Below are 25014 nucleotides of genomic sequence, written 5' to 3' on the forward strand. Positions count from 1 at the left end.
TAGTTTTCTTTTCTATTTTATAAAGCAAAAACAGCCAATCCCTATGAAGGGACGGCTGTTTTTTTATTTTATTGTTATTTCCAAAAATCATCCAAAACAGAAATTGGCAAATGACGTTTATGCTGCGTCTTGTTCCACCACGCTTCGATTTTTTCTTGTGCTTGAGCGGGAACTTCTTTTCCTTCTAGATAATCATCGATTTCGTTATACGTAACACCTAGTGCGACTTCATCCGCAATCATTGGTTTTCCATCTTCAAGATCTGCAGTCGGAATTTTTGTGTATAGCTTTTCCGGTGCATTCAATGCTTGAAGCAATTGTTTCCCTTGCCGTTTGTTCAAACGGAACAATGGTAAGATATCGGCTCCTCCATCACCAAATTTCGTGAAAAAGCCAGTGATGTTTTCTGCAGCATGATCTGTCCCTAATACAGCTCCTGCTCTTTCTCCGGCTACGGCATATTGTGTAATCATTCGTTGTCGTGCTTTGATATTTCCTTTGTTAAAATCGCTGATTTCCACACCTGCTTCACTTAATACTTGTACTTGTGCATCAACAGCAGGTTTGATATTTACTCGCAGACTAACATCGGGCTGGATAAAGTCAAGAGCAGCTTTTGCATCTTCTTCATCTGCTTGTTCACCATAAGGAAGACGAACAGCGATAAATTGATAGCTTTCATCTTTCGTTTCTTCACGCATTTCTTCCATCGTTAGTTGCGCCAAACGACCTGCTAAAGTAGAATCTTGACCACCGCTAATACCTAATACAAAGGTTTTAAGAAACGGATATTTTTTCAAATAAGCTTTCATAAAATCAATACTTTTACGAATTTCTTCTGTTGGATCAATTGTTGGTTTGACACCTAATTCATGGATGATTTCTGTTTGCAGGCTCATTTATTCTCCTCCTATGCTTCTGTATGAAGTTCTGCTACACTTTTTTTCATTCGTTCCATCGTAGCCATTTTATGGTTCCAGCATTCAGTAGATAGATCGACCGGATATTTTTGCGGATTCAAGTCTCGTTTGTACTCTTCCCACAGTGAATCTAGATTTTCTTTTGTATATTCTTTGATTTCGTTTAGCACGGGTAGTTCGTATACTCTTTTTCCTTCGATAAAGATATCTTGTAAAACGGGGCGAGCGGTAAAATCCCGAACAGTTTTATTGATAAACGTATGCACTGGATGAAACATAAAGATAGCTTCTTCTTCTCGAGGATCCTCATCCCATAATGTGACATAGTCTCCTTCAGATTTCCCATCAGAGTTTCGAGTAATACGCCATACTTGTTTTTTTCCTGGAGTTGTCACTTTTTCCGCATTGCTTGATAACTTGATCGTATCCACCATATTTCCTTCGCTATCTTCGATTGATACTAGTTTGAATACTGCACCAAGGGCTGGCTGATCATAAGCGGTGATCAGTTTTGTTCCGACACCCCATACATCAATTTTAGCTTTTTGCATCTTTAAATTCAAAATCGTTGCTTCATCTAAGTCATTCGAAGCATAAATTTTTGCTTCCGTAAATCCAGCTGCATCTAATTGTTCCCGAACACGCTTAGATATATAGGCCATATCTCCACTGTCGATACGTACGCCTTGGAAGTTGATTTTATCACCTAATTCTTTTGCTACGCGGATTGCACTTGGCACACCTGATTTCAACGTATCATAAGTATCGACTAAGAACACACAGTCTTTATGGGTTTTAGCATACGCCATAAATGCTTCATAATCATTTCCATAAGATTGGACTAACGAATGCGCATGAGTCCCACTAGCTGGTATCCCAAATATCTTTCCAGCACGTACATTGCTTGTTGCATCTGCTCCGCCGATATATGCCGCTCTAGTTCCCCAAACTGCCGCATCCAATTCTTGCGCTCGTCTAGTCCCAAATTCCAAGAGCGGATCTTCTCCGATCACAGATTTGATGCGAGCTGCTTTTGTCGCGATCAACGTTTGGAAATTGACCATATTCAACAGTGCTGTTTCTACTAACTGACAATGTGCCAAAGGACCTTCCACTTGGATCAATGGTTCATTTGCAAAAACTAATTCACCTTCACGAGCAGAACGAACCGTTGCTTTAAATTCAAAATTTTGTAAATACTCCAAAAAACCCTCAGGATAGACTTCTAAGCCACGTAAGTAAGCAATATCGGAATCACTAAACGTCAGATTCTCTAAATAATTGACTAACCGTTCCAATCCTGCAAAAACCGCGTACCCGTGGCTAAAAGGCATTTCTCGAAAATAACATTCAAAAACAGCATGTAAATCAGCTCGACCTAATTCCCAGTATGTCTGCATCATATTGATTTGATATAGATCCGTATGCAGCGTCAAACTGTCGTCTGGGTAAGTATTATTCATGTTGTATTACTCCTCTTGGCAAGTTTTCATTTCCTACCCATTATAACAAAAAAAATTGATAGGAAAAGAAATCTTCATTATTTTCTGAAAAAGAGGTTGTGAAAAAGCTGTCCTGCATCAAGTAATAAGAACAGCCAAACAAAAATAGCTCCTCCTATTTTTCGTTTGGTTGGGCTTATTACCGCAGATGCAAGCTTTTGAGCACCGTTTATCCGGAAAAAAGGGCTGCGACAAGACTTTTGTCACAGCCCCTACTCTTAATTTTGCTACTTCTTATAAACCAGATTTCACTTAATATTCGATATGAATCACCTTCTGCGGAATTTCTTTCCTCTGCGATATACATAGAAACCACCGACTAAAAGAACCGCTGCTAGGGCCCCGATAATGATATACAACAAAGAATTTGTATTATTTTCTACAGTAAAAACCTCATGATTGACTGAGTTTGCTTGTTCTTTCGTAATCGTAAAGTCTTTTGTCAGCAACCACTTTTGCCCTGTCTCATCTTGTGCTTCGACTAAAAGTTGATAATCCCCCGATTCTAAAGGTTTCGTATTTCCAGCTTCCCCATGATAAATAGGCATAGCAAAAACTGATTCAGGAGCAATACCACCATTTTCGATTTTTCGTGTCATTATCGGTTCTTCCTGTCCTTTTGAATGAACAGTTGCTTCAACGGTCACTCCCTTGATATTGATTGGTTGAGGATTTTCTAGCACAGCAACCACACCAGCATTGTTGGTGATCACTTCGGAACGTACCTCATTCAACTTCAGATCCGGCACAACTTCCTTGTCATTTGCGCTCATCATCAACCCAACCACATAAGCGTATTCGCTAAAAAAAGGCTGATTACTTTCTTCTTTTTCAGCTGAAAAATCTTTTTTCACTTGGATCCCGCCTAATAAGATTCCATCAAAGGAAGTATCAGGTGCTTGTACTTCTAAAGTAACGACTCCTGCTTTATTCCCTGGGATCACTGCTTCTTTTGGATAATCGACCAATGTGCAGATGGGTTGCTGAACGATTGACTCCTCTGGTAATTCATTTTGTCCGTAGTCAATCACTATGTTTCCGTTTGTCTGAGCTGTATTGACATTGATAAAATACGTTTGCTCCTGATCAGAAAAATTATTGATCTGGATCTGTAATGTCTGTTTTGTTCCAGGTTCTACTCGTAAATCAAAGAATGAACGTCCTTCTCGCTGATTGTCCGGTAAAATAGGATGGACACTATAGTCTGCTCCATGATTTTCATCAGCAAAAACGACGATTCCAGGAAAAACTAGCTGTATTAATAAAGTTATCAAAACCAATACTAAATGTCGTCTCACTTTTCATCCCTCCATTTTATGTAAAAAGGATGGAGTTAGCTTATCCGCTCCATCCTTTTGCGGTTGTTTACAAGTAAAACAAATTATTTTACTTGAAATACTGCTGTTAGATCGAATCCACTGCTGTGTAAGTAACTGTACCAGTATACTCTCCAACCGGTGTATTCGCTTTGACTGTTAGTGTTGGCGCTTCTGATGTGAGCTCATTTATATGATCAAATGTACCGGAAACATAAGATATCGGAAGAGTTGTTGCAGATTCTAATACATTTTCTCCATTGATCGTAAGAGCAGAAGCAATATCATCTGTTAAGTTTGTTGCACTGACTGTCAATACCCAGTCTCCCGCAACTACAGCATTCTCCCAAGCTGCTGTCAGCTCTGTTGTATCTTCAACACCAGTGTATTCGCTGATCAATTCTAAAGCTTCTGTTTTGCTGGCTTCTAGCGGACGAAAATCGGAAGCTTGCAATGCGCCATCAAAAGTACCATTGACAGTTGTATTTGCGCTGATTTGCGCCACCGTATGTTCACCAAAATCGATATCAGGAACATCATCGAGTGTAAAAATCCCTGGGTAAGTTGGAAGATCATCCACTACTAAAAAGTCAGTAATCTCCACTCTAGTCGTTCCATCCATTGGTTCACCAAATTCTGCTGCCATGACTGTTGGTGCAAAACATGTAAATAACATCGCACTTGTACTTAAAACCCCTACTAATTTTTTCATTTTTTGTCCTCCTTTTTTTCTCATCAAAATTCTGCATTCACAAATCGCCAATAATGTTTCGAGTAGTAATGACCACTAGATGTCCCCTCAGGAAAAGTGAGTGTTGACTGCTCGCCAGGAATCGTATATGTAACGATTCCACGTTCTTTGTTTCCTGTTGACTGGATGATCGTACGATACTCTTTTCCTGCATCTTGGTGATCATATTCGAAAGCTTCCAATCCTTTGACAGCTTCTTCGTTCTTTCCGCTGAACATTCCTCTGCCTAATTGATAATCGGCAGTCAAAAGATGGCCATCTTTTTTACAACGGAAGTCTTCTGTTTTCAGTTGTAGTTGCCATTCTGTGCTCTCTTTTCGAGAATCAAGAAAGGTAATCGATAAATCGTTGCTCTCTCGATGGATTTGATTGTGTTCATCTGTATAGCGCGATACGAACAGTAAATCATCAATGTATAACATCCGTGGAAATTGTTCATTCAAAGGAACGATTTTCAGAGAAGTCGCACCCTCGGTCTGTCCGTGAACAGCAGAAGAACAGCTAAACATTCCTATGAATAATGCACTCCATAACGCTAGCGAAAATCTATTTTTCATGTTTTTCGCCTCCACGTATTTGATGACGATAGACTAAAATAACGCCGATAATCAACAGCGTCCCAACAAATGAAATCAATCCTGCCTTTGCTTCATTTGCCTCTGGAAAACTGCTTTTCTGTTTTTCTTCTCCCTTTTCAGTCTGCTTTCCTATCTCCCGTTCATTGATTTCTATGACTGCATGCGTTTCACCAGCTTGGGTAGCAGCATTCACCACTGGCATCGATAACGAGAACAGGAGTAGAAGAAGAACAGAAATCATCCAGTATCGGTTTTTTGATTTCATTGTTTTCTCCTTTCCACTTTTTTTCTAGTATCTAGCCAGCCATACGATCCCCCCCTTTCAAAGCTAGCTTCTTGCTATAACACATCTTCAATTTTCCACGTGATCGTTCCAGAATATACTCCTGTTCTATCTTGACTGTTTAGGCGCAGTAACAAGCCTTCTTCTTGTGAAAATTCATAAACCTTATCAATTTCCAGTGTTAAAGCAGAAAGTGCGATTTCTCCCATTTCATTTTTGAACACAAGATACCCTTCACTAATCGCATGTTGCATATCCACATGATTTAGTTCTTCAGCAGATACGGTTACTTTATATGAATCCGATGTATTCAATGTGTTTCTAGTAACAACACGCATCCTTTCTTCACGTGCTTGTGCTTGTCTGTTCATTGGCAATTGTGATCGAGCATACTTCCAGCTGTATTCTTCTGTCACGAATTCAAATCCCAGATAACCTTCCACCTGAAAACTCTCTTCCAAAATAAGCGGTTCATCAATACGATTATCAGTGAGCGTTACAGTAATCGTATTTTCATCTCGTTGAAAGACCCCCTCTAGATCTTTTATGTCGATCGTGAATGCTGCTGATCTAAGTGTTTGAAGTTCTTCTCGTGCATTGAGGAGCATTTGATTTTCGGTAAGAACTTCTCCATTGATCCACACACTATAATACAAACGGTCCAAATCACCGTCACCATAATCAAAAGCAAAACGAAATCGCTCTTTGAAATCAGTAAACGTAGTTTTCTCAGCCATTTGTCCATCTACCGTTCTTAGATTCGCTAATTCCGGTGGGGTATTGGGCTCACGCTGGATCGCATATTGAACGGCTTGTTCCACCTGTGTATCATAGTAACTGCCTGTTGGAGAAAGACTTCTTCCCCTGAAGGATACTCGTTCATAGACATCATGATCCTCATACCCAGGGAATTCTGCTTTTACTTTTGTTTTATAATTCAACTTCAATACTGTACCTACTTCTATCTCGATAGTTTCTATTGGATAAAAGCGTTGTAGAGAGTCATCATACATCGCATTTACTCGATGCTCTATGATCTCGTCATTATTACTTATAGTTTGATAAGTAAAATAAGGCTGATACTCACTTATCGGGACCATATCCGTAAATTTGAAAGGGTTCGATTTACTTTCTTCCAGATCAGAAGTTAAAATCGAGAGACCATTATCATTACTAGGAGTAAGGAATATACTACCGTCTCCCTCTTCGTTGTAAAAAGTAACCGTATGTTCCAACTCTGTATCCGCAGCAACTGTCTGACCACTCACATTTTCTGCTCCCCCTTGTCCTTGCATCGTTATCTCATGGACTAGTTCACCTTGAATATCAAAATTTGGCTCTGTCATAAACAATGTCGTGTAATTATCTTTAGTATAAGTTGCCGTCGCAGCAAATCCCCAATAAAGATTTTTTGATTGGAGATTGGAAAAATAGTCATTGATATTGATCTCGCCTGTTGTTGTTCCATATCCGCCGTCTCGTAAATCTGTCATCAAAAAGCGAAGGATCCCTGTTGGAGTAATGTTGACATCCAATTGCCACCAACTACCTGTCACAAAGGCATTATTTGTTTCAAAATCTTTTATAAGAGTTTTGGTAGCAGGACTATCGGAAGGAGCCACTGCAATATGTGCACCAGAAAGACCTTGATCTCCAAATTTATCTCGATTTCCTAATGGACCTGTAGATACTTGATTATCGAACTCAAGGACCATTGCATTTGCCATGTGCCGATCAATGTCAAATAGACCAATAGGATCTTTATGTTTATAGGCACCCAGTGCTTTTGCGTCATGGTTCATAACCACAGTGGGATCATATTTGTTGTGGATTCCTCGTCGGCTGTATAACAAACTCGTAGGATTCCCATCATGTAAGAAAAAGGAGATCCCTTCTGTGTCCGTATCAAAATACATATAGCTAGTGAACCGGATATCTCTTATCAAGTTTGAAAATCTGATCGTATTTTGACTCTTTGAAACCATATGTCCTCGATTATAAAGTGCAGTTAAAATATGATTTGGCGTCATCTGGATACTTTTGTTATTGTCCACAAAATTTGGAACATTTCGTACAATCGTTAAATAGTCAGGGATCGTAAACAAACTATTTAGCGGAATCGCATCATCGTAGGCCCCATTTAGAGTAGGATCTGACATATTAGGAGCTGCATAGACTCCGACTTCTTCCGCTTCTGCTTTTGATTCTTCTATTGAATCGTCTATTGGGATTTCTGCTGATTCTACTTCTTTAGAAATCTCTGGAGAAGGCTCACTTGTTTCTTGTGTTTCAGATGCTGTGATATTTTCTGGTAAAGTTACCACGACAGTATATTCTTCTTGGTCTCCGATCAAGACTTCTACTAATTCATCCTCTGTTTGTTTCATTAGCCTTGGCGTGATTTTTAGATGATATTGATTATACTCTTCTACTATGTGGCTTTTAAAAATGATTTCAATTCTCTCATTCTCCGAAGAAAAATCACCTGCGTAGTACCATTCCTCATCAACTGGTCCTACTTTTCCAAAGGTACGTTCGATTTCCTGAATGCTTTCTCTAAGTAATAATCCTTCGTGTTCAACTATTTCCAGCTTAAATTGCATTTGATATTCAGCTTCATCTTTTGCATGCTTCTCATATGTCATACTCCATTGTATCTGCTTCAGTTCCTCATCCATTTCGTAATCGATCACAATATTCGCATGTTCATCAGCTACTACTTTTTCAGACTCAGTCTTGGCAAAAGTGATCTGCGACAGTCCCGCAAGTTGCGATAAAAATAGGACAGCAACCATAAAAACTACACTGCCATAATGCGAGACAGTTTTCGTTTTTTTCATTTCCTCTCTTCCCCTTCTTGAATATTAGTGAGATTTTTTCAAAAAGCTCCGATATAGTCGTTCTCATCTTTTATCCGATAACTAAAATTTAACTTAATTAAAATAAGATTGCAAACACATTAGAAAGAGGGTGCTAAAAAATATAATAACAAAAAAAATACCGTAAACATCCATTAAATACATAATAAAAGGTAGCAATCAACTTAATAAAAAAACATTAATCTATAAACAATGGAAGTGTTTTCTCAAATAAATTGTATTTATCGTTCAAATTTGAGACAATAAAAAGGAAATAAAACCAAAAAAATGAGAAAAATATAATTTAAGCGGATATAAAGAAAAATGAAGAGGTATCTAGAAATGATCTGGAGTTGAATAATAGTTTATAAAATATTTGTATTTTTAATTAATTAAAGAAATAAGCAATCAAAAAGGAGGTCCTATGTTTTTCAATATTGTGTTTACCCAGAAAGAACGCCGCAAGTTAGCAATTTTTCATCTATTGGAGGAGCAACATGAATTAACTATCAAAGAAATCAGTAAAAAACTTGATTTATCTTCTAGTGTCGTAAAAAATATATTGAATGAAATGGAGAATGAATTTGATGACTTTTGCTTTTCTGGATTCAAATTATTGTCAAAAAACAAGATCAACCAGAACCTGCCAACTGATTTAAACTATGATTATTATTATTCCTATCTTATCCAGCAGAGCCTCCCTTATCGCGCAATCAAATCTTCTCTTTTCTATCCAGAGAAAAATCTGATGAAATTCTGCCAAGAAAATTTCATTAGTCGTGCTTCTGCTATGCGGCATCTGCAGTCATTAGCCGATTATGTACAGGAATTCGATGTCATTTTTAATCGCAGTCAATTATCTTTCAAAGGAGACGAACGCTTGATTCGCTTGATATTATTCAATATTCTTTGGGCAGCTTCTCGTGGAAATGAAGATTATGCTTTTTACGTCTCAAAATCTGAGTTATTAAAAAAATTGGCTGAACTTACTAAGCATACATCTTTAAATTGGAGTTTCGTAGGAAAAAAAGAAGTTTGTCTTTTTGCTGGGATTACCACTCAGCGGATTGCACAAGGTCACTATGTAGAGGATGACCCTCGCTATAGCGAAGCAGTTTTTAGTAATGATCATCGAATAAAATGCCTTTTTGGTGAACATTTTTCTATTCCCTCCTCTCATCAAGATAGTGAATTTCGTTTTGCACAATTTATGGTGTTTTATGCACCGACCTTTCAATATGAGAATCCTACTCTTAATGAAGCTTTAGACATATTCGACAAAAAAGGACAGTTGCTTTCTTCATTATTGAAAGAACTTGACAATTATTGGCAAACTGAGATTTTTCCTGATGACCGTGTTTTTCAACACAATCAAATTGTTCACCTTCATTTATTTAATATTCTTTTTTGTTATTATCTTTTTCCAAAGCGTGTTCCGACACTCTTCTTTCTAATGAATTATTTTCATAAAAAGAAGTCATCAAGTTATTACTATTTAAAAGAGCATTTTACCTTCTTCTTGAATAAGATGGGGCGGCGACATAATTATCAATGGCTTTCTATTTGCTGCAACGATTTAGCTGAAATATTTGCATGGCTGACTTTGCAATGTTGCGAGGACAATGAAAATTCAACTAAGTTACAAGTTTCTTTAGTGATGGAAACGAATTATTTTTTTACCCAAGATATCAAGAATTTTTTAAAAGACTTGTCCTTTATCGAACTGAAGGAATTATCCTATGAAGAAATACAACCCATTGATTTTCTGATTGTCTCTTCTGTACATCTTATGCCCAAAGAAACGGATAGAAGTTATTATGTAGTGAATTTTTTGGAGGGAAAGACAGATTATGTCAAGTTGTACCTTGAATTGAAAAAAGCTCATGAAAATAAGAAGTTTCACTTGCTTTTAAAAAAAACTGAAAGAAAAAAGCTGCCGTCAATTAAACCACAATTGTTCGTATAATTGGATTGCAAAAAAGGGCTGCGACAAAAGTCTGTCACAGTCCCTTTTCCCAAATAAACGGTGTTCTCCTGCCAACTCCTGGGTATTAGCTCAACAAACGGCACAATATGAGGAACTATTTTTCCGTTTGTTTCTCTAATACACAGGTCAAAACGCTGTTTTCACAACCTCTTCCTTAAACGGTGCTCAAAAGCTTGCATCTGTGGTAATAAGCCCAACCAAACAAAAAATATGACGAACTATTTTTGTTTGGCTGTTCTTATTACTTGATGCAGAACAGCTTTTTCGCAACCTCTTTTTTACTGTATACATCATAAAGATGGAGCGATTTAGCATAAAGATGATTAGTCGTTAGGACATCAATCCATCGTATTTTTTTGTTCAACAACTACAATATCTTTATTTGGACGTTTGAATTGTATTCCGGCACGTTCCAGCTCCTGTTTCACTCCTATATGGACTTTGACATCTTCCCGTGTCATTTTTAAAACGTGATGAATCGCATAGTCGATTTCTTGCCTTGTGATTTTTTTCTTCGTATTGATCATCACAACTTGCTTTTTGTCATATGTGTCCACTAGCAGCAACTGTGTCCGATCTAACGAAAATAATTTGTAATAATTAATGGCCGTATTCCCAAAAAAGAATTCTACTACTTTAGGATAAAATGTCTTAATATTTAAATTACTATTCACAGGTGTTTCGATTAGCTTCATCTCATTCCTCTTTTCTATATAGTCGATTTAGATTCAATCCCATATATTCCCCGTTGTTCCCAACATTAAGGAATCGGTTACAATTGAACCTTTAAAAACAAAAGGATTTACCTTTTATCACTTAATAGTATAACATAATTTTATGAGAAAAAAATACACTTTTTTCTTGACCTTCTCGTTACGTAAAGGATTATGCTTACATTTGTCAGGAGGAAAAATAATGGAATACACGATAAAGAAAATGTCAGAGATATCAGGAGTCAGTCCGAGAACCTTGCGCTTTTATGATGAGATTGGACTGCTAAAGCCAGCTAGGATCAATTCCTCAGGTTATCGGATTTATGGCAAAAAAGAAGTCGATCGTCTGCAACATATCTTATTTTATCGAATGTTGGCATTCAAGTTGGAGGATATTCAAGAAATCTTAGATAATCCGCATTTTGACCACCAGAAAGCTTTAATCGAACATCAGCAGATGCTTCTAGAAAAACGGGCACAAATCGACATCCTCTTGGCAACTGTCCAACAAACACTTGATAGATACGAAGGAGGAAGAAAAATGAGTGATAAAGAAAAATTTGAAGGGTTCAAACAACAAAAATTGAAAGAAAATGAAGAAACTTATGGACAAGAGATTCGACAAAAATACGGGGAAGAAAAGGTTACAGCATCCAACGAAAAATGGATGAATATGGATAAAGAAACGTATGAAGAAATGCAAACTGTTGAAAAGCAGATGTTAGCTGATCTCACTCTTTATTTACAAGCTCCTACAGATGAAAACTTAGCAGATCGCATCTTTCAAGCTCATAAGAAGTGGTTATCTTACAGCTGGTCTGAATATCAGCCGGAAGCGCATAAAGGATTAGGGATGATGTACGAAGCCGATGAACGATTCACTGCATATTATGACGAACGAAGTGGTCATGGTGCAGCAAAAGCATTAAATGAAATCATCCAAAAAAAGGCATAACAGTTTACATGATCCGACAAAAACGACCGAACAACAAAACATCAGACACCAAAGTTAGATTTTTTATACTAACATTTGGTGTCTGATTCATTTTTTACAAGTGTTTTGCCAAAATTCAGCGCTGAATAAACGTGTAAGGTATTTTCACTTTATCCTTTTTTTCTGTAAGAAACAATTGAAAAGCCATTTCTCCGCAAGCTTCCAGATGGTGATCAATCGTTGGAAAGCCAAGAAGCTCGCTGATCAGCAAATTATCGCGTCCAATCACCACTGGTACCTTATCTTGCAGATAGCTTTGCAAGATGCCTGCTGCGACCATATCCGAATTTGTAAAGACCCCATCAACTCTATGGTCTTTAAAAAAGATACCTGCTTGTTTTCCTTTCTCTGCATCTATGCAATCCCAAAAAACAAGTGACTCATCAAAAAACGGAAAAAGTCGACGACATAGTTGCAAAGTAATCTTTGAATTATAACTCAGCCTGCCACTTCGCCCCAATGTGATGCCCAATCGTTTTACCCCTTGCTGCTTCAAATAAGAAAGACCTTCTGTAATCGATTGTTCTCGATCAATAAAGACGCAACTTGCCTGTTTTTCCTTGATTTCTTCACAAAAAACTAGAGGACCATATTTTTGATAATCTAGCAAATCTTCTAGTGTATTGGCACGAGATGTGATGATCAATCCATCAAACGCTTTAGCTGCAAATTCTTCAAGATAGCTTCGCTCTTTTTCTTTCTGATAACCCGTCGGTAAAAGCGTCACTTTGTAATCATAGTCAAACGCCTCTTCAATGATCCCACTGATCAGCTGATCAAAGTACGGATGGTTGGTATAAGGCAAGATTACTCCGATACTTTTCGTTTTTCCATAACTCAACTGTCTGGCTTTTGCATTAGGGATATAATCGACTTCTTTCATGACCGCAAGTATTTCTTTCCTTTTTTCCTCATCTACATATGGATGTCCATTGATCACACGTGAAATAGTAGAAACTGAATAACCTGTGAGCTTTGCGATATCTCGAATATTTGCCACTGCTGCTTCGCCACCTATACAAAAAGATTTTCTTGTAAATAGTCTACCACAGCTGGACCGCATTCAAAAAACTGATACATTTTTCCATCATGAGAAAAACTGATCCGCTGTCCACCCCAATATATATCTTTTGTCAACGTTTCGATTTCATTCATCGGTATTTCTTTTACTATATTCTTATTCAGCCCTTGAAAACTGTACAACGTTAATATGGATCCCTTAAACTCGACAAACGCATAAAAATATTTGTTCGTTGTGCCATCTGTTATCTCTACATAGGTATTCATTGCAAGCCCTCCTTTTGATACTTTGAGTATAGTGTATGAAACGCGTCTCATATCAAGGAGTTTGTTTTGCAATAGAAAAATTCTATTCCTCTGGTTCACCTAAATTTGGATCTAAGCGGTTTGCTGCTAAAATAAATGGCGCCCAGATTAAAGCAGCTACTATTAAATTAACGATTGTTAAAACGATGGCTCGCCAATCTCCCGCAGTAGCTAAAAATCCACTGATAATCGTTGGCATGACCCAAATCACATTTACTACAACCGGACGAACAAGCCCGGCCATCGTGGCAAAATAGGCGATCGTTGCAGTCGCAAGAGGTGCCAAGATGAACGGAATCATCAACAGCGGATTCAACACAACAGGAAGACCAAACATCACTGGTTCATTGATATTGAAGATTCCTGGTGCAATCCCTAACTTTCCTACCGTTTTATAATCTGCCCGTTTAGATAAAAATAAAATCATAACTATCAACACCAGCGTGACTCCAGCTCCTCCCGGCCAGACAAAAGCTTCAAAAGAACCTGCCACCCATTTGAAAGGGATGGGCTCATTATTTTGAAAGGCATTCGTGTTTTCGACCATCGCGGTACCATATAAGGTCTGCAAAACAGGTGACATGATATTTGTGCCGTGAAGACCAAAAAACCAAAGAACATGCACAAGAAGAACAATGATAAAGACCGCTCCATAACCTTGTGACAAGTTCATCAAAGGAGATTGTATGGCTTCAGAAATCCAGTCAATCAGCGGCTCACCAGCTGTTTGTCTAAAGATATAATTAATCACACCAACGACGTATAAAGAAACTAATGCAGGAATAATCGCCGCAAAAGCTCTTGCTACAGCAGGTGGCACAGAATCCGGCATCCGTATGATGATCTTTTTCTTGATCAGAATCGCAAAAATAATGACAGAAATAAATCCAAAGATCATAGCAGTGAACAAACCAGACCCGCCCATATATTTACCAAAATTAAAATAGCCCCATGCGCCTACTGATAACGTTTGTCCTCCGTCTGGCGTTCCAGCAATCACACCACCTGCAGAAGTAATCAAATCTGCTGCGTCTTGCGAAAGCTTCTCGGGCAATGTCAACACCGCTGTTGCTGCATCGGGTAAGCCAATAATAAAAGCAACCAGAGAAACAATACTTCCTGAGACAGGATCGACCTCATAGGCTTTCGCTAGATTCGCTCCTAGTGATAAGGCAAAGACCACTGCCATAATAGCTAAAGTACCATTCCAGATCAATCCATTTACGCCAATGACTGGGGTAAAAAATGTCGTGATCGCATTCCCTTCACCTAGATACGTATTCGGAAAATCCCGCATAAATGCGTTCAGTAAAACAGCAATTGCTCCTGCCATCGTAGCTGGCATCGTACCAATAAAAGCATCCCTCAATGCAACCAAGTGTTTCTCCGACCCGATTTTCGTTGCAACTGGCAAAATATACTTCTCCATCCAACTCATTAATCCATTCATTTTTTCTCCTCCTGTTTTTATTGTTACCGAAGCCCCGTTTTGAATACGCATACATTATAATGATATTATAAATATAGCATAGTTATTCCTATCTGGCTATCTGTTTTTAGCAGATAAAATAAATAACTATGCAAATTCAAAAAATATGCATAATCCTTTATAAATAGTATAGTTTCCAACTACTCGCAAAAGCAAATGATACCCTTTAAATAACGATTATTATGAATGGATATACAAAAAAAGTAGAAAAGGAAATATTTTGCTTCCTTTTCTACTTTTTTATCTATCTTCCTCAAATAATGGGCTACGCTAGATAAGCAAGGTGCTTTTCTTACATCATACCGCCCATCATTGATGGATCCATTGCAGGAGCTGCTGGTGCTGCTGGTTCTGGTTTATCTGCAACGACTGCTTCTGTTGTTAATAACAAGGCAGAAACGGAAGCGGCATTTTGCAAGGCAGAACGTGTTACTTTAGTTGGGTCTACGATACCTGCTTCAACCATGTTTACCCATTCTCCAGTAGCAGCGTTGAATCCAGTACCTAGTTCTACGTTCTTCAATTTATCAACAATCACTGATCCTTCATAACCAGCGTTTTCAGCGATTTGACGAATTGGTTCTTCCAAGGCACGAACAACAATCTTGATACCTGTTGCCACGTCTCCTTCTGCTTCTACAGCAGAAACTTTGCTGATAACATTCACTAGAGCTGTACCACCGCCTGAGACCATTCCTTCTTCTACTGCGGCACGTGTAGCATTCAATGCATCTTCAATACGTAATTTCAATTCTTTTAATTCTGTTTCAGTAGCTGCACCGACTTTAACAACAGCTACACCGCCTGCTAATTTAGCTAAGCGTTCTTGTAATTTTTCGCGATCAAAATCAGAAGTTGTTTCAGCAATTTGGTTTTTGATTAATTGCACACGCGCTTCGATGGCTTCTTTTTCTCCTGAACCTTCTACGATCGTTGTATTGTCTTTATCTACAACAACTTTAGACGCATTTCCTAAGTTTTCGATTGTTGCATCTTTTAATTCTAGACCTAGATCGTCAGTAATTACTGTACCACCTGTCAAAATAGCGATATCTTCAAGCATTGCTTTACGACGATCACCGAAGCCAGGAGCTTTTACAGCTACTACATTGAATGTTCCGCGGATCTTGTTCAAAACAAGCGTTGGTAATGCTTCGCCATCTACATCGTCAGCAATGATCAATAATGGACGTGATTGTTGCAAGATTTGTTCTAACAATGGCAGAATGTCTTGGATGTTAGAGATTTTTTTGTCTGTAATCAAGATATATGGGTTTTCTAGAACAGCTTCCATTTTGTCGTTATCTGTTACCATATATTGTGATAAGTAACCACGATCAAATTGCATACCTTCTACAACATCTAGTTCTGTTTCGATTCCTTTTGATTCTTCAATTGTGATGACACCGTCGTTTCCAACTTTTTCCATTGCATCAGCAATCAAATGTCCAACTTTATCAGAACCTGAAGAAACAGCTGCTACTTGTGCAATGGCTTCTTTTGAATCAACAACAGTTGAGATATTATGCAACTCTTCCACTGCGGCTTTTGTTGCCAATTCGATCCCGCGGCGAATGCCTAGAGGATTAGCACCTGCAGTTACATTTTTTAAACCTTCGCGAACGATTGCTTGTGTCAAAACAGTTGCTGTCGTTGTTCCGTCACCGGCAATATCATTTGTTTTTGATGCTACTTCTGATACAAGTTTTGCACCCATGTTTTCAAAATGATCTTCTAACTCGATTTCTTTTGCGATCGTCACACCATCATTTGTGATCAATGGAGAGCCGTAAGATTTTTCTAGTACGACATTTCGGCCTTTAGGTCCTAATGTTACTTTCACTGTATCTGCTAATTTATCTACACCGCGTAACATAGCTGCGCGTGCGTCTTCTGCAAATTTTAATTCTTTTGCCATGATTGATTCACCTCATCGATTATTTTTGATTATTTTTTCTATCTTCAAAATTTACTCAACAATCGCCATGATATCTTTTCCTGCGACGATCAGATATTCTTTTCCTTCGTATTTTACTTCTGTACCGGCGTATTTTTCGAACATAACTTGGTCGCCTGCTTTCACAGCGGCAGGAACTTTTTCACCGTTTTCCAACAAACGGCCCTCACCGACTGCAACAACTGTCCCAGTTTGGGGTTTCTCTTTAGCTGCAGAAGCTAAAACGATTCCTCCGACAGTTTTTTCTTCTTCTTTTGCGACTTCGATAATGACGCGATCACCTAATGGTTTTAACACGATAAATCCCTCCGATAACTCTTTTTTTAATCCGTTAGCACTCTTAACCTTCGAGTGCTAACCTACATTTTTAATAATACTCATTCTCCCTCTTTTTTGCAAGCTTTTAAATCAAAGAAAAGAAATTTTATTCTGACAGTTGTTTATTGAAATTATGATATAATTAAAATCAACCGATAAAAGCTTGCCTTGCATGCTTGTTATCCCTTAAAGGAGGAATTACATGTCTTTAAAAAAATATAGTTTCCTCAGCATTTTTTGCTATGGTCTAATTTTTATCTCACCCTTGATCTTAGCTTCGATAGGACTTGTAAAATCTACGTCTGAATTGATCACAGCAACTGCAGTCATGTATATACTGGGCGCAGTTATCCTAGCTATTTTTTATTTTAAGCAACGTGAACCGTTAGCAATCGAATCAGCAGTAAAAAAAGCTTCTGTTCCAAAGATCGTTATTTATGGATTAGTTGGAATCTTTGTCGCATTGATTCTGCAAAGCATCGCTGTCATGTTGGAATCTATATTGTTTGGCGAAGCAACCCCTTCTGAGAATACACAAAATATCATCCAGATGATCATGGAAGCACCTACTTTTATTTTGGCGACAACTGTTGCCGGACCAATCATGGAAGAATTCGTATTCCGCCGCAGCATACTAGGGATCATCAGTCGGTATTCAAATTTTTGGGTTGGGGCAGTGGTCAGCTCTTTGCTGTTTGCGTTTGCTCATAATGACGGTCATTTGCTAATTTACTTTTTCTTAGGTTTCTTCTTCAGCCTAGAGTACAAAGCGACTGGTCGGATCTGGACATCGATGATCACACACGTAGGAATGAACACATTAGTTGTTCTTGTTCAATTAGCTGTCCAAAAAGGACTGGTATAAACATGATTAGAAATACTCCTGTCATCCTAGATTGGTGATTTTTCCAATCTAAAGCGACAGGAGTATTTTTGTTTTTTTAGTCGATAATCTTTTCTGCTGTTCCATCATTTTTTGTCTGTCTTTCCTTTTTGAAGTTTGCAGAATCTATTTTTTTCAAAAATGGGAAATAAATGAAAAAACTAATTGCCAGCACGATACCTTGTAAAATCGCTGCAGGCACTCCGCCTACTAAAAAACCCGAGAGGATCGGCGGTGTTGTCCAAGGAACTTGGACCGCTGTAAATAAAGGAACGAATCCAAAATATAAAGCGGAATAGGTAATCAATCCTGAGAGGATCGGCGCGAAAATAAAAGGAGCAGCCATCATCGGGTTCATCACGATCGGTGTGGAAAAAATAATCGATTCATTGATATTGAAAAAGGCTGGTAAAAGTGAAAGTTTTCCTAATTCTCGGTATTTCCTGGATTTCGCAAAAAACGTCATAAAAAATACAGCCCCTAACGTCAAACCTGCTCCGGTAACAGTCATGAATTGATCAAGAAATTGCTGAGTAACGATATGCCCGCCATTTGCCACAGTCAATTCTTTTCCAGAGGCTAAGATTTCTGCATTTGCTAATGAGTTTGCTTGTAAGATCGGACTAACCAACCCATTGACCATCGCAGATCCATGAAGACCAAATAGCCATAAAAACGGGACAAAAAAACCTAATAAAAGCACACCGACTAACGTGTCTATCAACGATTGGATCGGAAGTTGGACGTACGTCCATATTCCTTGAATGACAGTCATCCCGAACAACTGTTGAAAAACCGCTGAACCTATAAGCGTAAAAGTGACTATAGCAAGTATTGGAATCAATGAAGTAAAAGACTGCCAAACATTTTCAGGAATCTTCCCATTTTGCCTCCACCCTTTCGCAAATCTTGCTAAACGTGCATAGCCCCATCCAATGAGGAGCCCAGTAGCAACTGCTCCTAGTATCCCTTCACCGCCTGTCCAAATATTATCTATCTCTACCTGAACATTAAGTGGCTGAATAAGTAGTAGGTAAGCAGACAAGGCTGTCATCCCGACTGGCAAGCGATCGATGTTTTCTTCTTTTGCATAAGCATACGCAATAGCAAAAACGATCCAAAAGGCTATCACGTCAAATGTAGCCTGGTATACTTGTGTAAAATACATAGAAAATCCTGTTTTATCTATCCACCGAGCGATGTAATCTACAGGAAAATGAGCAAATAAGAAAAACAGTGAGCCAACTATAATTATCGGGATCGTATAAGTCATTCCATTACGTAAAGCAGTTAAGGGTCTAAGATTCACAACAGATGTTACCATTGGTAAAAAGGCACGATCTAACCACTCTTTCATTTCTTATCTCCTTCATCTTCTATTTGATCAACTAGTTTTCTTAATTTAACTATACCCAATGATCACGAACCATGAAAGGAATGCGCACTAAGCTTTTCAAAAAACGGACGCTTTGACGAATATCCAGTAACCTCTTACAATGGACAGGAATAAAAAAGGAGGTTTTTTTATAAAAATCGCAATCATTGGCGCTACTGGTCATGCAGGTTCATTTATTTTAGACGAAGCATTATCCAGAGATTTAGATGTGACGGCAATTGTGCGTCATCCAGAAAAATTACCATCAGATGTTCCGTTTATACAAAAGGATTTATTTGAGTTGACAGCTACTGACCTTGCATCTTTTGATGTTGTCGTTGATGCTTTCAACGCTCCTAAAGGAAAAGAAGAAATGCATCAAACTTCTTTGTCCCATTTGATTGAGATACTTGAAGGAACCGATACACGCTTAATTGTCGTTGGGGGTGCCTCTTCGTTATTCTTAGATACAGAAAAGACGACTCGTATGATTGACCAAGTACCTAAAAATGCACCCTTCTATCCAACAGCTTTCAATATGTACGAAGGATTGTTAAAATTGAAACAATCTAAAAATCTACAGTGGACTTATATCAGTCCAGCTTCTTTATTTGATCCACACGGCAAGCGTACAGGCACTTATTTATTAAGTGATGATTATTTAAAAAGAAACGCTGCTGGCGACAGTACGATCAGCATGGCAGATTACGCGATTGCATTAGTAGATGAGATACTGGATAAACAACATGAAAAACAGCACATCAGTGTAGTCAGCCGATAATACGATTGTTTTGTCAATGATCTGAAAAAATAAAAACAGAAGATAAAACCAACACTGATTGATTTTATCTTCTGTTTTTATTTTTTATTGACTACACTGTTTAAATCGAAAATAGCTCAGTTGCTTCATCTGGATCTGTATCATAGATTTCAAAATCATGTCCAACACCAAAATCTTTTTCTTTCAAAACAGTTTCCATCGTTAAATGAGCAAGTTCTTTCATATTGTTTTCCTTGCTAAGATGACCAAGATAGATTCGTTTGGTCCGATTACCGATCACATCAGTCATGACAAGTGCACCATCTTCGTTGGAAAGATGCCCTCTATCTCCTAAAATACGCTGTTTTAGATTCCACGGATAAGGTCCCATGCGTAACATCTCAAGATCATGGTTACTTTCCATCAAATAACCATCGGCATTTTCAATGACACCTCGCATGTAATCACTGCAGTATCCGGTATCCGTCAACATGACGAATGAATGGTTTTCTTTATGGAAACGATAAAATTGCGGAGCTGCTGCGTCATGGGAGACGCCGAAACTCTCAATATCGATATCGCCGAATGTTCTTACTTTTCCCATCTCAAATAGATGTTTTTGTTCCACTGGTACATTCCCAATCAGTGGCTCCATCGCTTCCCAAGTCTGCTGATTGGCAAAAACATCCAAATGATACTTACGAGCTAAGACACCTACACCATGTATATGGTCTCGATGTTCATGCGTCACAAGTATTCCATCTAATTGGTCCGGTGTCCGATCAATTTGAGCCATCAAGGAAGTGATTTTTTTACCGCTAAGTCCTGCATCGACCAAAAGCCGTTTTTTTTCACTTTCGATATAAAGTGAATTACCCGAACTTCCACTTGCTAGGATACTGATTTTAAAAGCTGGTTTTTCTTCAGCCATTTGACTCCTACTTCCCTTCTTACTTTGTAAACTTTTTTCATTATACTCGCTTTTTTATTGATCTTCCACTTTTGGTACAGTGTTGTTTGTCACTATCGTATTGCTGAAAGCGTTGACGCTCTCGATTTGAACCACTTTATCACTTGTTTCAATCGCTACATGCCAAACAGGAACATACACATTTTTTTCCCGGACTTTCAGAATACAGGAATAAGCTAGTTGACGCCATAAGATTTTTGATCCTCTTGGTATTTTATTATTGATGTACAATGTATTGATTGCTTCCTCTTCTGTATACAGTTCCGTCTTTTCACGCAGCTGTTCGATATCAGATAAATGCGTCTGCATGTATTTCGTGATACTATAATCGTTATCGTTTTTTTCTAAAGAAAGAACGATTTTTGCTGTATCATCATTGAACGGAATACCTTCATACTCTTGGCTTGCTTGGATTTCTAGTGGTTCTTCTTCTAAATGAGAAAAGTTTTTCGTATACACATACTCATTACCGAACAAAATATTGTCTTTGTTAGCTAAAAAATCTTCCAAAGAACTGCGGATCTTATCTGGATCAATCACGTTCTTTTCAGCTTCTGAGCTGGATAAGGATTTTGTCAAAACATCGCCGTCTAAAAACACGCCACTTTCCAACAATCCGCTTTTACCAGCCTTGCGATAATTTGCTAATGAAGTGCTAAGATTGGTCTGTTCCGCGCTAAGATAATAGCCTCGCTTGCTCTCAGAAGAAATCTTCCCCGTATAAGTGATATCGTCACTAGCCAGACGTTTTTGGATTGATTCAGTCTGATCAGAACGAATAACATTGTTTTCTTGGTATACCGCATCATGATAACTGCTGAATAAAAACACATTCAACCCTAAAAAAGCGACGAAAAATATCCATTCGATTTTTTTAAAATCCAATTAATTCGCCTCCAATCCAGGTAATTTTTCCAGAAGGTCGTTAGCTGAATACCAGTTATCTTTATACTTCACATACCATTCAGGTAAGAGATCAACGACGCGATTCGTTTCTTTAACATTTTGCCATGTATAGCCAACGATTACTGAACCAATCTTGTTGCTATCTGCTCCCTTAGCTTCCAGCTGCTGGATGATTTCATTCGTACTTGCAAGTTCTACTTCTTCATCTGAAGGTATCGGTACTTGAATCGTATTCAAACTGGTTTGGATATTCACTTGCACCGAACCGTTCGTTTCACCGCCAACTTCCACACCAATTTGTCCTCTGCTGTCCGTCCCAAAAACCGGGAAGCCTTCCACGAAGATCCGGTAATCGATGGTATTGTCACTGCGGTCAAAATATCTGAGATTCCCTAAAGAACTGCCTAATTTGCTAATATAGGGAAAACTTTCAGAAAATACACTAGCATTTTCTTTTTTCTCTGGCAGCTCTCCTCGAAAATCAACTACTTGCGTTTCCGAATGGATAGACATCGTTTCATTCCCACCGTAAAAAATCAATTCATTGCTTTCATCATTATTCTTCACGCTATCTGGTTTCTGGAAAAAAGCATTTCTAAAAAGTGTATAGGGTTGCTGCGAAAGGATATAGCTATACTTTTTCAACTTGATTGAATGTTTCGTAGCATATTGGGTGTCGATCGTCGACGGTTCTGTTGACATTTCTGTCCATTTCGTGTCGTTTGCTGTTAATTCTTTGTTGATATCCTCCCAATTCAATGAAATATTCGCTTCATATACAAGGTGGTTCGAATAATTCAAAAATCGGATTTTTTTGTTTCCTTGATCGAATTGTATTCTAGTAAAATACATATTTTCGCTTTCTTTTGCCAAATTCGAGACGTCTACATCTAAATCAAATGCTTCCTTATATTCTCTTAGCAAAAAAGGCGCATTATAGGCCAACTCGAAACCAGATGACAGATTTTTCACTTGTTCGAATTGTGATTCATCTCCCGAAACGACTTCAGAAAGCTTCCCGAATCTTGCTTTATCGATGATCAATTGCAATCGGTACACGAGATTTTCACTGTTGGTTTCTTGAATCATTCCCGAATGGTGCCATGTGACATGAAGCGGAAGAAAAACTTCAGAAGTTTTCCGATTGCTTTGAGACTCGATCATTTGAGTGTTTGTCTCATCGACGCTGATCGAACTTTTCCCTGCTGGACTCAGCCAGATGGCATAAGAGAAATATAAACTTAATGCAACCATCAAAATAAGTCCTACGCGAACGACTTTTTCAGAAATTCTCATTCCCACCATTCCTCCTCATAAGGTTCGTATGGCAGCGAGATATAAAAAGTCGATCCTTTTCCTTCCTTGCTCTCTGCCCAAATAGCGCCTCGGTGCGCCTTGATTACTTCTCTAGAAATAGCTAATCCAAGTCCTGTCCCACCTTGTGCTCTTGCACGTGCTTTATCTACTCGATAAAATCGTTCGAACACACGGTTCAGATCTTTTTTAGGAATCCCCAATCCTTGGTCGGTAATACTTAAAATCACGTTATTATGCGTTTCTAATAAGCGACAAGTGATTGTTCCCCCATCTGGTGAATACTTGATCGCGTTATTCATGATATTATCGACTACTTGGATGATTTTATCTGTATCTACTTCGACCCAAAGATCTCTTTGCGTGAATTCACGACGGATCTTATAATTTTTTTCTTGGTTTCCCACCATCATATCAAAACGGTCAAGAACAAAATTCACTAACTCGTTAAAATTGACATACTCTAATTGAAGCTGGGTATTTCCTGTATCCATGCGAGATAGATTCAGGAGATCATTGATCATTCGAATCATCCGATCTGTTTCATCCAATGTTACTTTCAAAAAATTTGGCGCTACTTCTTCATCTTTCCATGCACCTTCGCTCAATGCTTCGATATAACTGCGCATGCTTGTCAGTGGTGTACGAAGCTCATGGGAAACATTAGAAACGAATTCACGGCGTTCCCGTTCTGTTTTTTCTTGTTCTGTCACATCATGCAAGACAGCTACTAATCCGCTGATAAAACCTGATTCACGACGGATCATGGAAAAGTCTACTCGTAAGATCATCTGATCGCTCTCCAATGTACTGGTTGAACGGTCAAGTACCATTTCGTTTGGATCTTCTAATAATTTACGCAAGGTATATTCTTCTTCGATATCCAAAAGTGTCAAAATCGATTGTCCAATTGCTTCCTCATTTTTGACATCTAGCAAGGAAACAGCCATATCATTAATTGTAATGACTTTCCCCCTGCGATCTGTCGCGATGACGCCGTCTGTCATATGAGACAGCACACTATCCAACCGATTGCGTTCAGCCTCCATTGTATCTTGAGCTTCTTCGATACGTTCAGCTAACTGATTGAAGGTATCAGCCAACTGCCCTAGTTCATCTTGTCCATGCACTTTGACTTTCCGGCTGTAGTCTCCTCTAGCGATTCGAATGGCTTGTTCTCTCATTTCACCGATTGGCTGAGTAATCGAACGAGCCACTAAAACGGAGACGATCATTGAAATAAACGCAGCAATCAGTGAGGCAGTAAAGAAAATGACTGCTGTATTATTGATTTCTGAATATTTTTGTTCGATATTACTTTTGACGTAAAGAGCCCCGATAACGGCATCGCCGGTCGGGGACAGGATCGGTTGAACATTGATATTCACCCGTTTATCGTCGTTATCTAAAGCAACATACCGTTTAGTTGTGAAATCATTGATATCGACATAATCATTTTTCTTTCCCACAGCGCTTTGTTCATTGACATCGGTTGTTCCTCGGATGATCCCTTTTTCGTCAACGACCCGTATTTCGATGATATCGCTAGTCGCACTGTTTTCAATAAATCTCTTGATATTCGCATTTACCTCTTCATCATCTGCATTATCTTTTCGATTCAATTCCGGACTGATTGTTGTTGCTAATGATTCCACCGTTTGATTCATATCTTTAATAAATGTATTGATCGTGGAACGTTCTAAACCACGTATAAAGTAGGCACCAATAATTTCGATCGAGATCAATAAAATCAGAATAAAGGTAATAGCGATCTTAAAATTGACTGATCGAAAAAAGCGGACTTTTCTTTTCAT

Annotated in this window: 22 protein-coding genes; 4 read left to right on the forward strand and 18 right to left on the reverse strand. The window is 38.4% G+C overall.

The genetic code is table 11. From position 1 onward, the window contains the following. Positions 1 to 74 precede the first annotated feature (74 nt). From nadE to OZZ83_RS05700, 7 genes are all read right to left on the reverse strand, one after another. Entirely contained in the window at positions 75 to 899 is an 825-nt protein-coding gene (nadE, locus tag OZZ83_RS05670; RefSeq protein ID WP_002310056.1) for an ammonia-dependent NAD(+) synthetase, read from the reverse strand. Positions 900 to 910: 11 nt separating this feature from the next. After that, on the reverse strand, positions 911 to 2383 hold the full coding sequence (locus OZZ83_RS05675) for a nicotinate phosphoribosyltransferase (RefSeq protein ID WP_002314112.1): 1473 nt from the start codon (positions 2381 to 2383) through the stop codon (positions 911 to 913). Between the two features lie 308 nt (positions 2384 to 2691). Next, positions 2692 to 3720: a DUF916 and DUF3324 domain-containing protein gene (locus tag OZZ83_RS05680; protein WP_002310054.1), complete on the reverse strand. Its 1029-nt coding sequence runs from the start codon at positions 3718 to 3720 to the stop codon at positions 2692 to 2694. A gap of 106 nt (positions 3721 to 3826) precedes the next feature. Further along, complete coding sequence (locus OZZ83_RS05685; protein ID WP_002320369.1) at positions 3827 to 4450, reverse strand: hypothetical protein; 624 nt, start codon at positions 4448 to 4450, stop codon at positions 3827 to 3829. Between the two features lie 23 nt (positions 4451 to 4473). Further along, complete coding sequence (locus OZZ83_RS05690; RefSeq protein ID WP_002316807.1) at positions 4474 to 5046, reverse strand: hypothetical protein; 573 nt, start codon at positions 5044 to 5046, stop codon at positions 4474 to 4476. Then, positions 5036 to 5332, reverse strand: a complete 297-nt coding sequence (locus tag OZZ83_RS05695) for a hypothetical protein (protein WP_002310050.1) — start codon at positions 5330 to 5332, stop codon at positions 5036 to 5038. Before OZZ83_RS05695 ends, OZZ83_RS05690 begins: the two co-directional genes overlap by 11 nt. Before the next feature lie 74 nt (positions 5333 to 5406). Continuing rightward, the gene (locus tag OZZ83_RS05700; protein WP_278023431.1) at positions 5407 to 8190 is read right to left on the reverse strand and encodes a hypothetical protein; all 2784 of its coding nucleotides are present in this window, start codon (positions 8188 to 8190) and stop codon (positions 5407 to 5409) included. 442 nt (positions 8191 to 8632) lie between these two features. Here OZZ83_RS05700 and OZZ83_RS05705 point away from each other — a divergent pair, with 442 nt between their 5' ends. Beyond that, on the forward strand, positions 8633 to 10174 hold the full coding sequence (locus OZZ83_RS05705) for a helix-turn-helix domain-containing protein (protein WP_002348292.1): 1542 nt from the start codon (positions 8633 to 8635) through the stop codon (positions 10172 to 10174). Positions 10175 to 10533: 359 nt separating this feature from the next. On the opposite strand, the gene OZZ83_RS05710 is transcribed toward OZZ83_RS05705, so the two are convergent. Continuing rightward, positions 10534 to 10890 carry a DUF1827 family protein gene (locus OZZ83_RS05710; RefSeq protein WP_002310047.1) on the reverse strand — a complete coding sequence of 119 codons (357 nt, stop codon included), beginning with the start codon at positions 10888 to 10890 and terminating at the stop codon, positions 10534 to 10536. Between the two features lie 220 nt (positions 10891 to 11110). Between OZZ83_RS05710 and OZZ83_RS05715 the strand changes: the two genes are divergently transcribed. Continuing rightward, entirely contained in the window at positions 11111 to 11863 is a 753-nt protein-coding gene (locus OZZ83_RS05715; protein ID WP_002310046.1) for a MerR family transcriptional regulator, read from the forward strand. Positions 11864 to 11978: 115 nt separating this feature from the next. Here OZZ83_RS05715 and OZZ83_RS05720 read toward each other — a convergent pair whose 3' ends face one another. The 5 genes from OZZ83_RS05720 to groES form a co-directional block, all read right to left on the reverse strand. Beyond that, on the reverse strand, positions 11979 to 12902 hold the full coding sequence (locus tag OZZ83_RS05720) for a LacI family DNA-binding transcriptional regulator (RefSeq protein ID WP_002316811.1): 924 nt from the start codon (positions 12900 to 12902) through the stop codon (positions 11979 to 11981). Between the two features lie 14 nt (positions 12903 to 12916). Next, positions 12917 to 13189: a hypothetical protein gene (locus OZZ83_RS05725; RefSeq protein WP_002310043.1), complete on the reverse strand. Its 273-nt coding sequence runs from the start codon at positions 13187 to 13189 to the stop codon at positions 12917 to 12919. 82 nt (positions 13190 to 13271) lie between these two features. Continuing rightward, the gene (locus OZZ83_RS05730; protein WP_002310042.1) at positions 13272 to 14678 is read right to left on the reverse strand and encodes a PTS sugar transporter subunit IIC; all 1407 of its coding nucleotides are present in this window, start codon (positions 14676 to 14678) and stop codon (positions 13272 to 13274) included. A 331-nt stretch (positions 14679 to 15009) separates the two neighbouring features. Beyond that, entirely contained in the window at positions 15010 to 16635 is a 1626-nt protein-coding gene (gene groL / locus OZZ83_RS05735; protein WP_002290607.1) for a chaperonin GroEL, read from the reverse strand. 51 nt (positions 16636 to 16686) lie between these two features. Beyond that, on the reverse strand, positions 16687 to 16971 hold the full coding sequence (gene groES / locus OZZ83_RS05740) for a co-chaperone GroES (protein WP_002288862.1): 285 nt from the start codon (positions 16969 to 16971) through the stop codon (positions 16687 to 16689). Between the two features lie 223 nt (positions 16972 to 17194). Here groES and OZZ83_RS05745 point away from each other — a divergent pair, with 223 nt between their 5' ends. Further along, positions 17195 to 17857 (forward strand): CPBP family intramembrane glutamic endopeptidase, encoded by a 663-nt coding sequence (locus tag OZZ83_RS05745; RefSeq protein ID WP_104835611.1) that lies wholly within the window; start codon positions 17195 to 17197, stop codon positions 17855 to 17857. A gap of 76 nt (positions 17858 to 17933) precedes the next feature. On the opposite strand, the gene OZZ83_RS05750 is transcribed toward OZZ83_RS05745, so the two are convergent. Further along, the gene (locus tag OZZ83_RS05750; protein WP_002314120.1) at positions 17934 to 19232 is read right to left on the reverse strand and encodes a PTS sugar transporter subunit IIC; all 1299 of its coding nucleotides are present in this window, start codon (positions 19230 to 19232) and stop codon (positions 17934 to 17936) included. A 169-nt stretch (positions 19233 to 19401) separates the two neighbouring features. On the opposite strand from OZZ83_RS05750, the gene OZZ83_RS05755 reads away from it, so the two are divergent. Then, a complete protein-coding gene (locus OZZ83_RS05755; protein ID WP_002310039.1) occupies positions 19402 to 20031 on the forward strand; it encodes an NAD(P)-dependent oxidoreductase in 630 nt (209 codons plus the stop codon). 100 nt (positions 20032 to 20131) lie between these two features. Here the strand turns inward: OZZ83_RS05755 and OZZ83_RS05760 are convergent, their stop codons facing one another. The 4 genes from OZZ83_RS05760 to walK are packed head-to-tail and all read right to left on the reverse strand — an operon-like array spanning position 20132 to position 25014. Continuing rightward, positions 20132 to 20941: an MBL fold metallo-hydrolase gene (locus tag OZZ83_RS05760; protein WP_002310037.1), complete on the reverse strand. Its 810-nt coding sequence runs from the start codon at positions 20939 to 20941 to the stop codon at positions 20132 to 20134. 54 nt (positions 20942 to 20995) lie between these two features. After that, positions 20996 to 21865, reverse strand: a complete 870-nt coding sequence (locus tag OZZ83_RS05765; RefSeq protein WP_325066022.1) for a two-component system regulatory protein YycI — start codon at positions 21863 to 21865, stop codon at positions 20996 to 20998. Next, positions 21866 to 23182: a YycH family regulatory protein gene (locus OZZ83_RS05770; protein WP_002310035.1), complete on the reverse strand. Its 1317-nt coding sequence runs from the start codon at positions 23180 to 23182 to the stop codon at positions 21866 to 21868. After that, a complete protein-coding gene (gene walK / locus OZZ83_RS05775) occupies positions 23179 to 25014 on the reverse strand; it encodes a cell wall metabolism sensor histidine kinase WalK (RefSeq protein ID WP_002310033.1) in 1836 nt (611 codons plus the stop codon). The genes OZZ83_RS05770 and walK overlap by 4 nt, the downstream gene beginning before the upstream one ends.

The sequence above is a fragment of the Enterococcus sp. E5-162 genome (assembly GCF_035725965.1).
Classification (GTDB): domain Bacteria; phylum Bacillota; class Bacilli; order Lactobacillales; family Enterococcaceae; genus Enterococcus_B; species Enterococcus_B lactis.

What these genes read in the sequence shown, in the direction of transcription:
- nadE (WP_002310056.1), bottom strand. Translation starts at nt 899, where the DNA reads ATGAGCCTGCAAACAGAAATCATCCATGAATTAGGTGTCAAACCAACA.
- OZZ83_RS05675 (WP_002314112.1), bottom strand. Translation starts at nt 2,383, where the DNA reads ATGAATAATACTTACCCAGACGACAGTTTGACGCTGCATACGGATCTA.
- OZZ83_RS05685 (WP_002320369.1), bottom strand. Translation starts at nt 4,450, where the DNA reads ATGAAAAAATTAGTAGGGGTTTTAAGTACAAGTGCGATGTTATTTACA.
- OZZ83_RS05690 (WP_002316807.1), bottom strand. Translation starts at nt 5,046, where the DNA reads ATGAAAAATAGATTTTCGCTAGCGTTATGGAGTGCATTATTCATAGGA.
- OZZ83_RS05695 (WP_002310050.1), bottom strand. Translation starts at nt 5,332, where the DNA reads ATGAAATCAAAAAACCGATACTGGATGATTTCTGTTCTTCTTCTACTC.
- OZZ83_RS05700 (WP_278023431.1), bottom strand. Translation starts at nt 8,190, where the DNA reads ATGAAAAAAACGAAAACTGTCTCGCATTATGGCAGTGTAGTTTTTATG.
- OZZ83_RS05705 (WP_002348292.1), top strand. Translation starts at nt 8,633, where the DNA reads ATGTTTTTCAATATTGTGTTTACCCAGAAAGAACGCCGCAAGTTAGCA.
- OZZ83_RS05710 (WP_002310047.1), bottom strand. Translation starts at nt 10,890, where the DNA reads ATGAAGCTAATCGAAACACCTGTGAATAGTAATTTAAATATTAAGACA.
- OZZ83_RS05715 (WP_002310046.1), top strand. Translation starts at nt 11,111, where the DNA reads ATGGAATACACGATAAAGAAAATGTCAGAGATATCAGGAGTCAGTCCG.
- OZZ83_RS05725 (WP_002310043.1), bottom strand. Translation starts at nt 13,189, where the DNA reads ATGAATACCTATGTAGAGATAACAGATGGCACAACGAACAAATATTTT.
- OZZ83_RS05730 (WP_002310042.1), bottom strand. Translation starts at nt 14,678, where the DNA reads ATGAATGGATTAATGAGTTGGATGGAGAAGTATATTTTGCCAGTTGCA.
- groL (WP_002290607.1), bottom strand. Translation starts at nt 16,635, where the DNA reads ATGGCAAAAGAATTAAAATTTGCAGAAGACGCACGCGCAGCTATGTTA.
- OZZ83_RS05745 (WP_104835611.1), top strand. Translation starts at nt 17,195, where the DNA reads ATGTCTTTAAAAAAATATAGTTTCCTCAGCATTTTTTGCTATGGTCTA.
- OZZ83_RS05750 (WP_002314120.1), bottom strand. Translation starts at nt 19,232, where the DNA reads ATGAAAGAGTGGTTAGATCGTGCCTTTTTACCAATGGTAACATCTGTT.
- OZZ83_RS05760 (WP_002310037.1), bottom strand. Translation starts at nt 20,941, where the DNA reads ATGGCTGAAGAAAAACCAGCTTTTAAAATCAGTATCCTAGCAAGTGGA.
- OZZ83_RS05770 (WP_002310035.1), bottom strand. Translation starts at nt 23,182, where the DNA reads ATGAGAATTTCTGAAAAAGTCGTTCGCGTAGGACTTATTTTGATGGTT.
- walK (WP_002310033.1), bottom strand. Translation starts at nt 25,014, where the DNA reads ATGAAAAGAAAAGTCCGCTTTTTTCGATCAGTCAATTTTAAGATCGCT.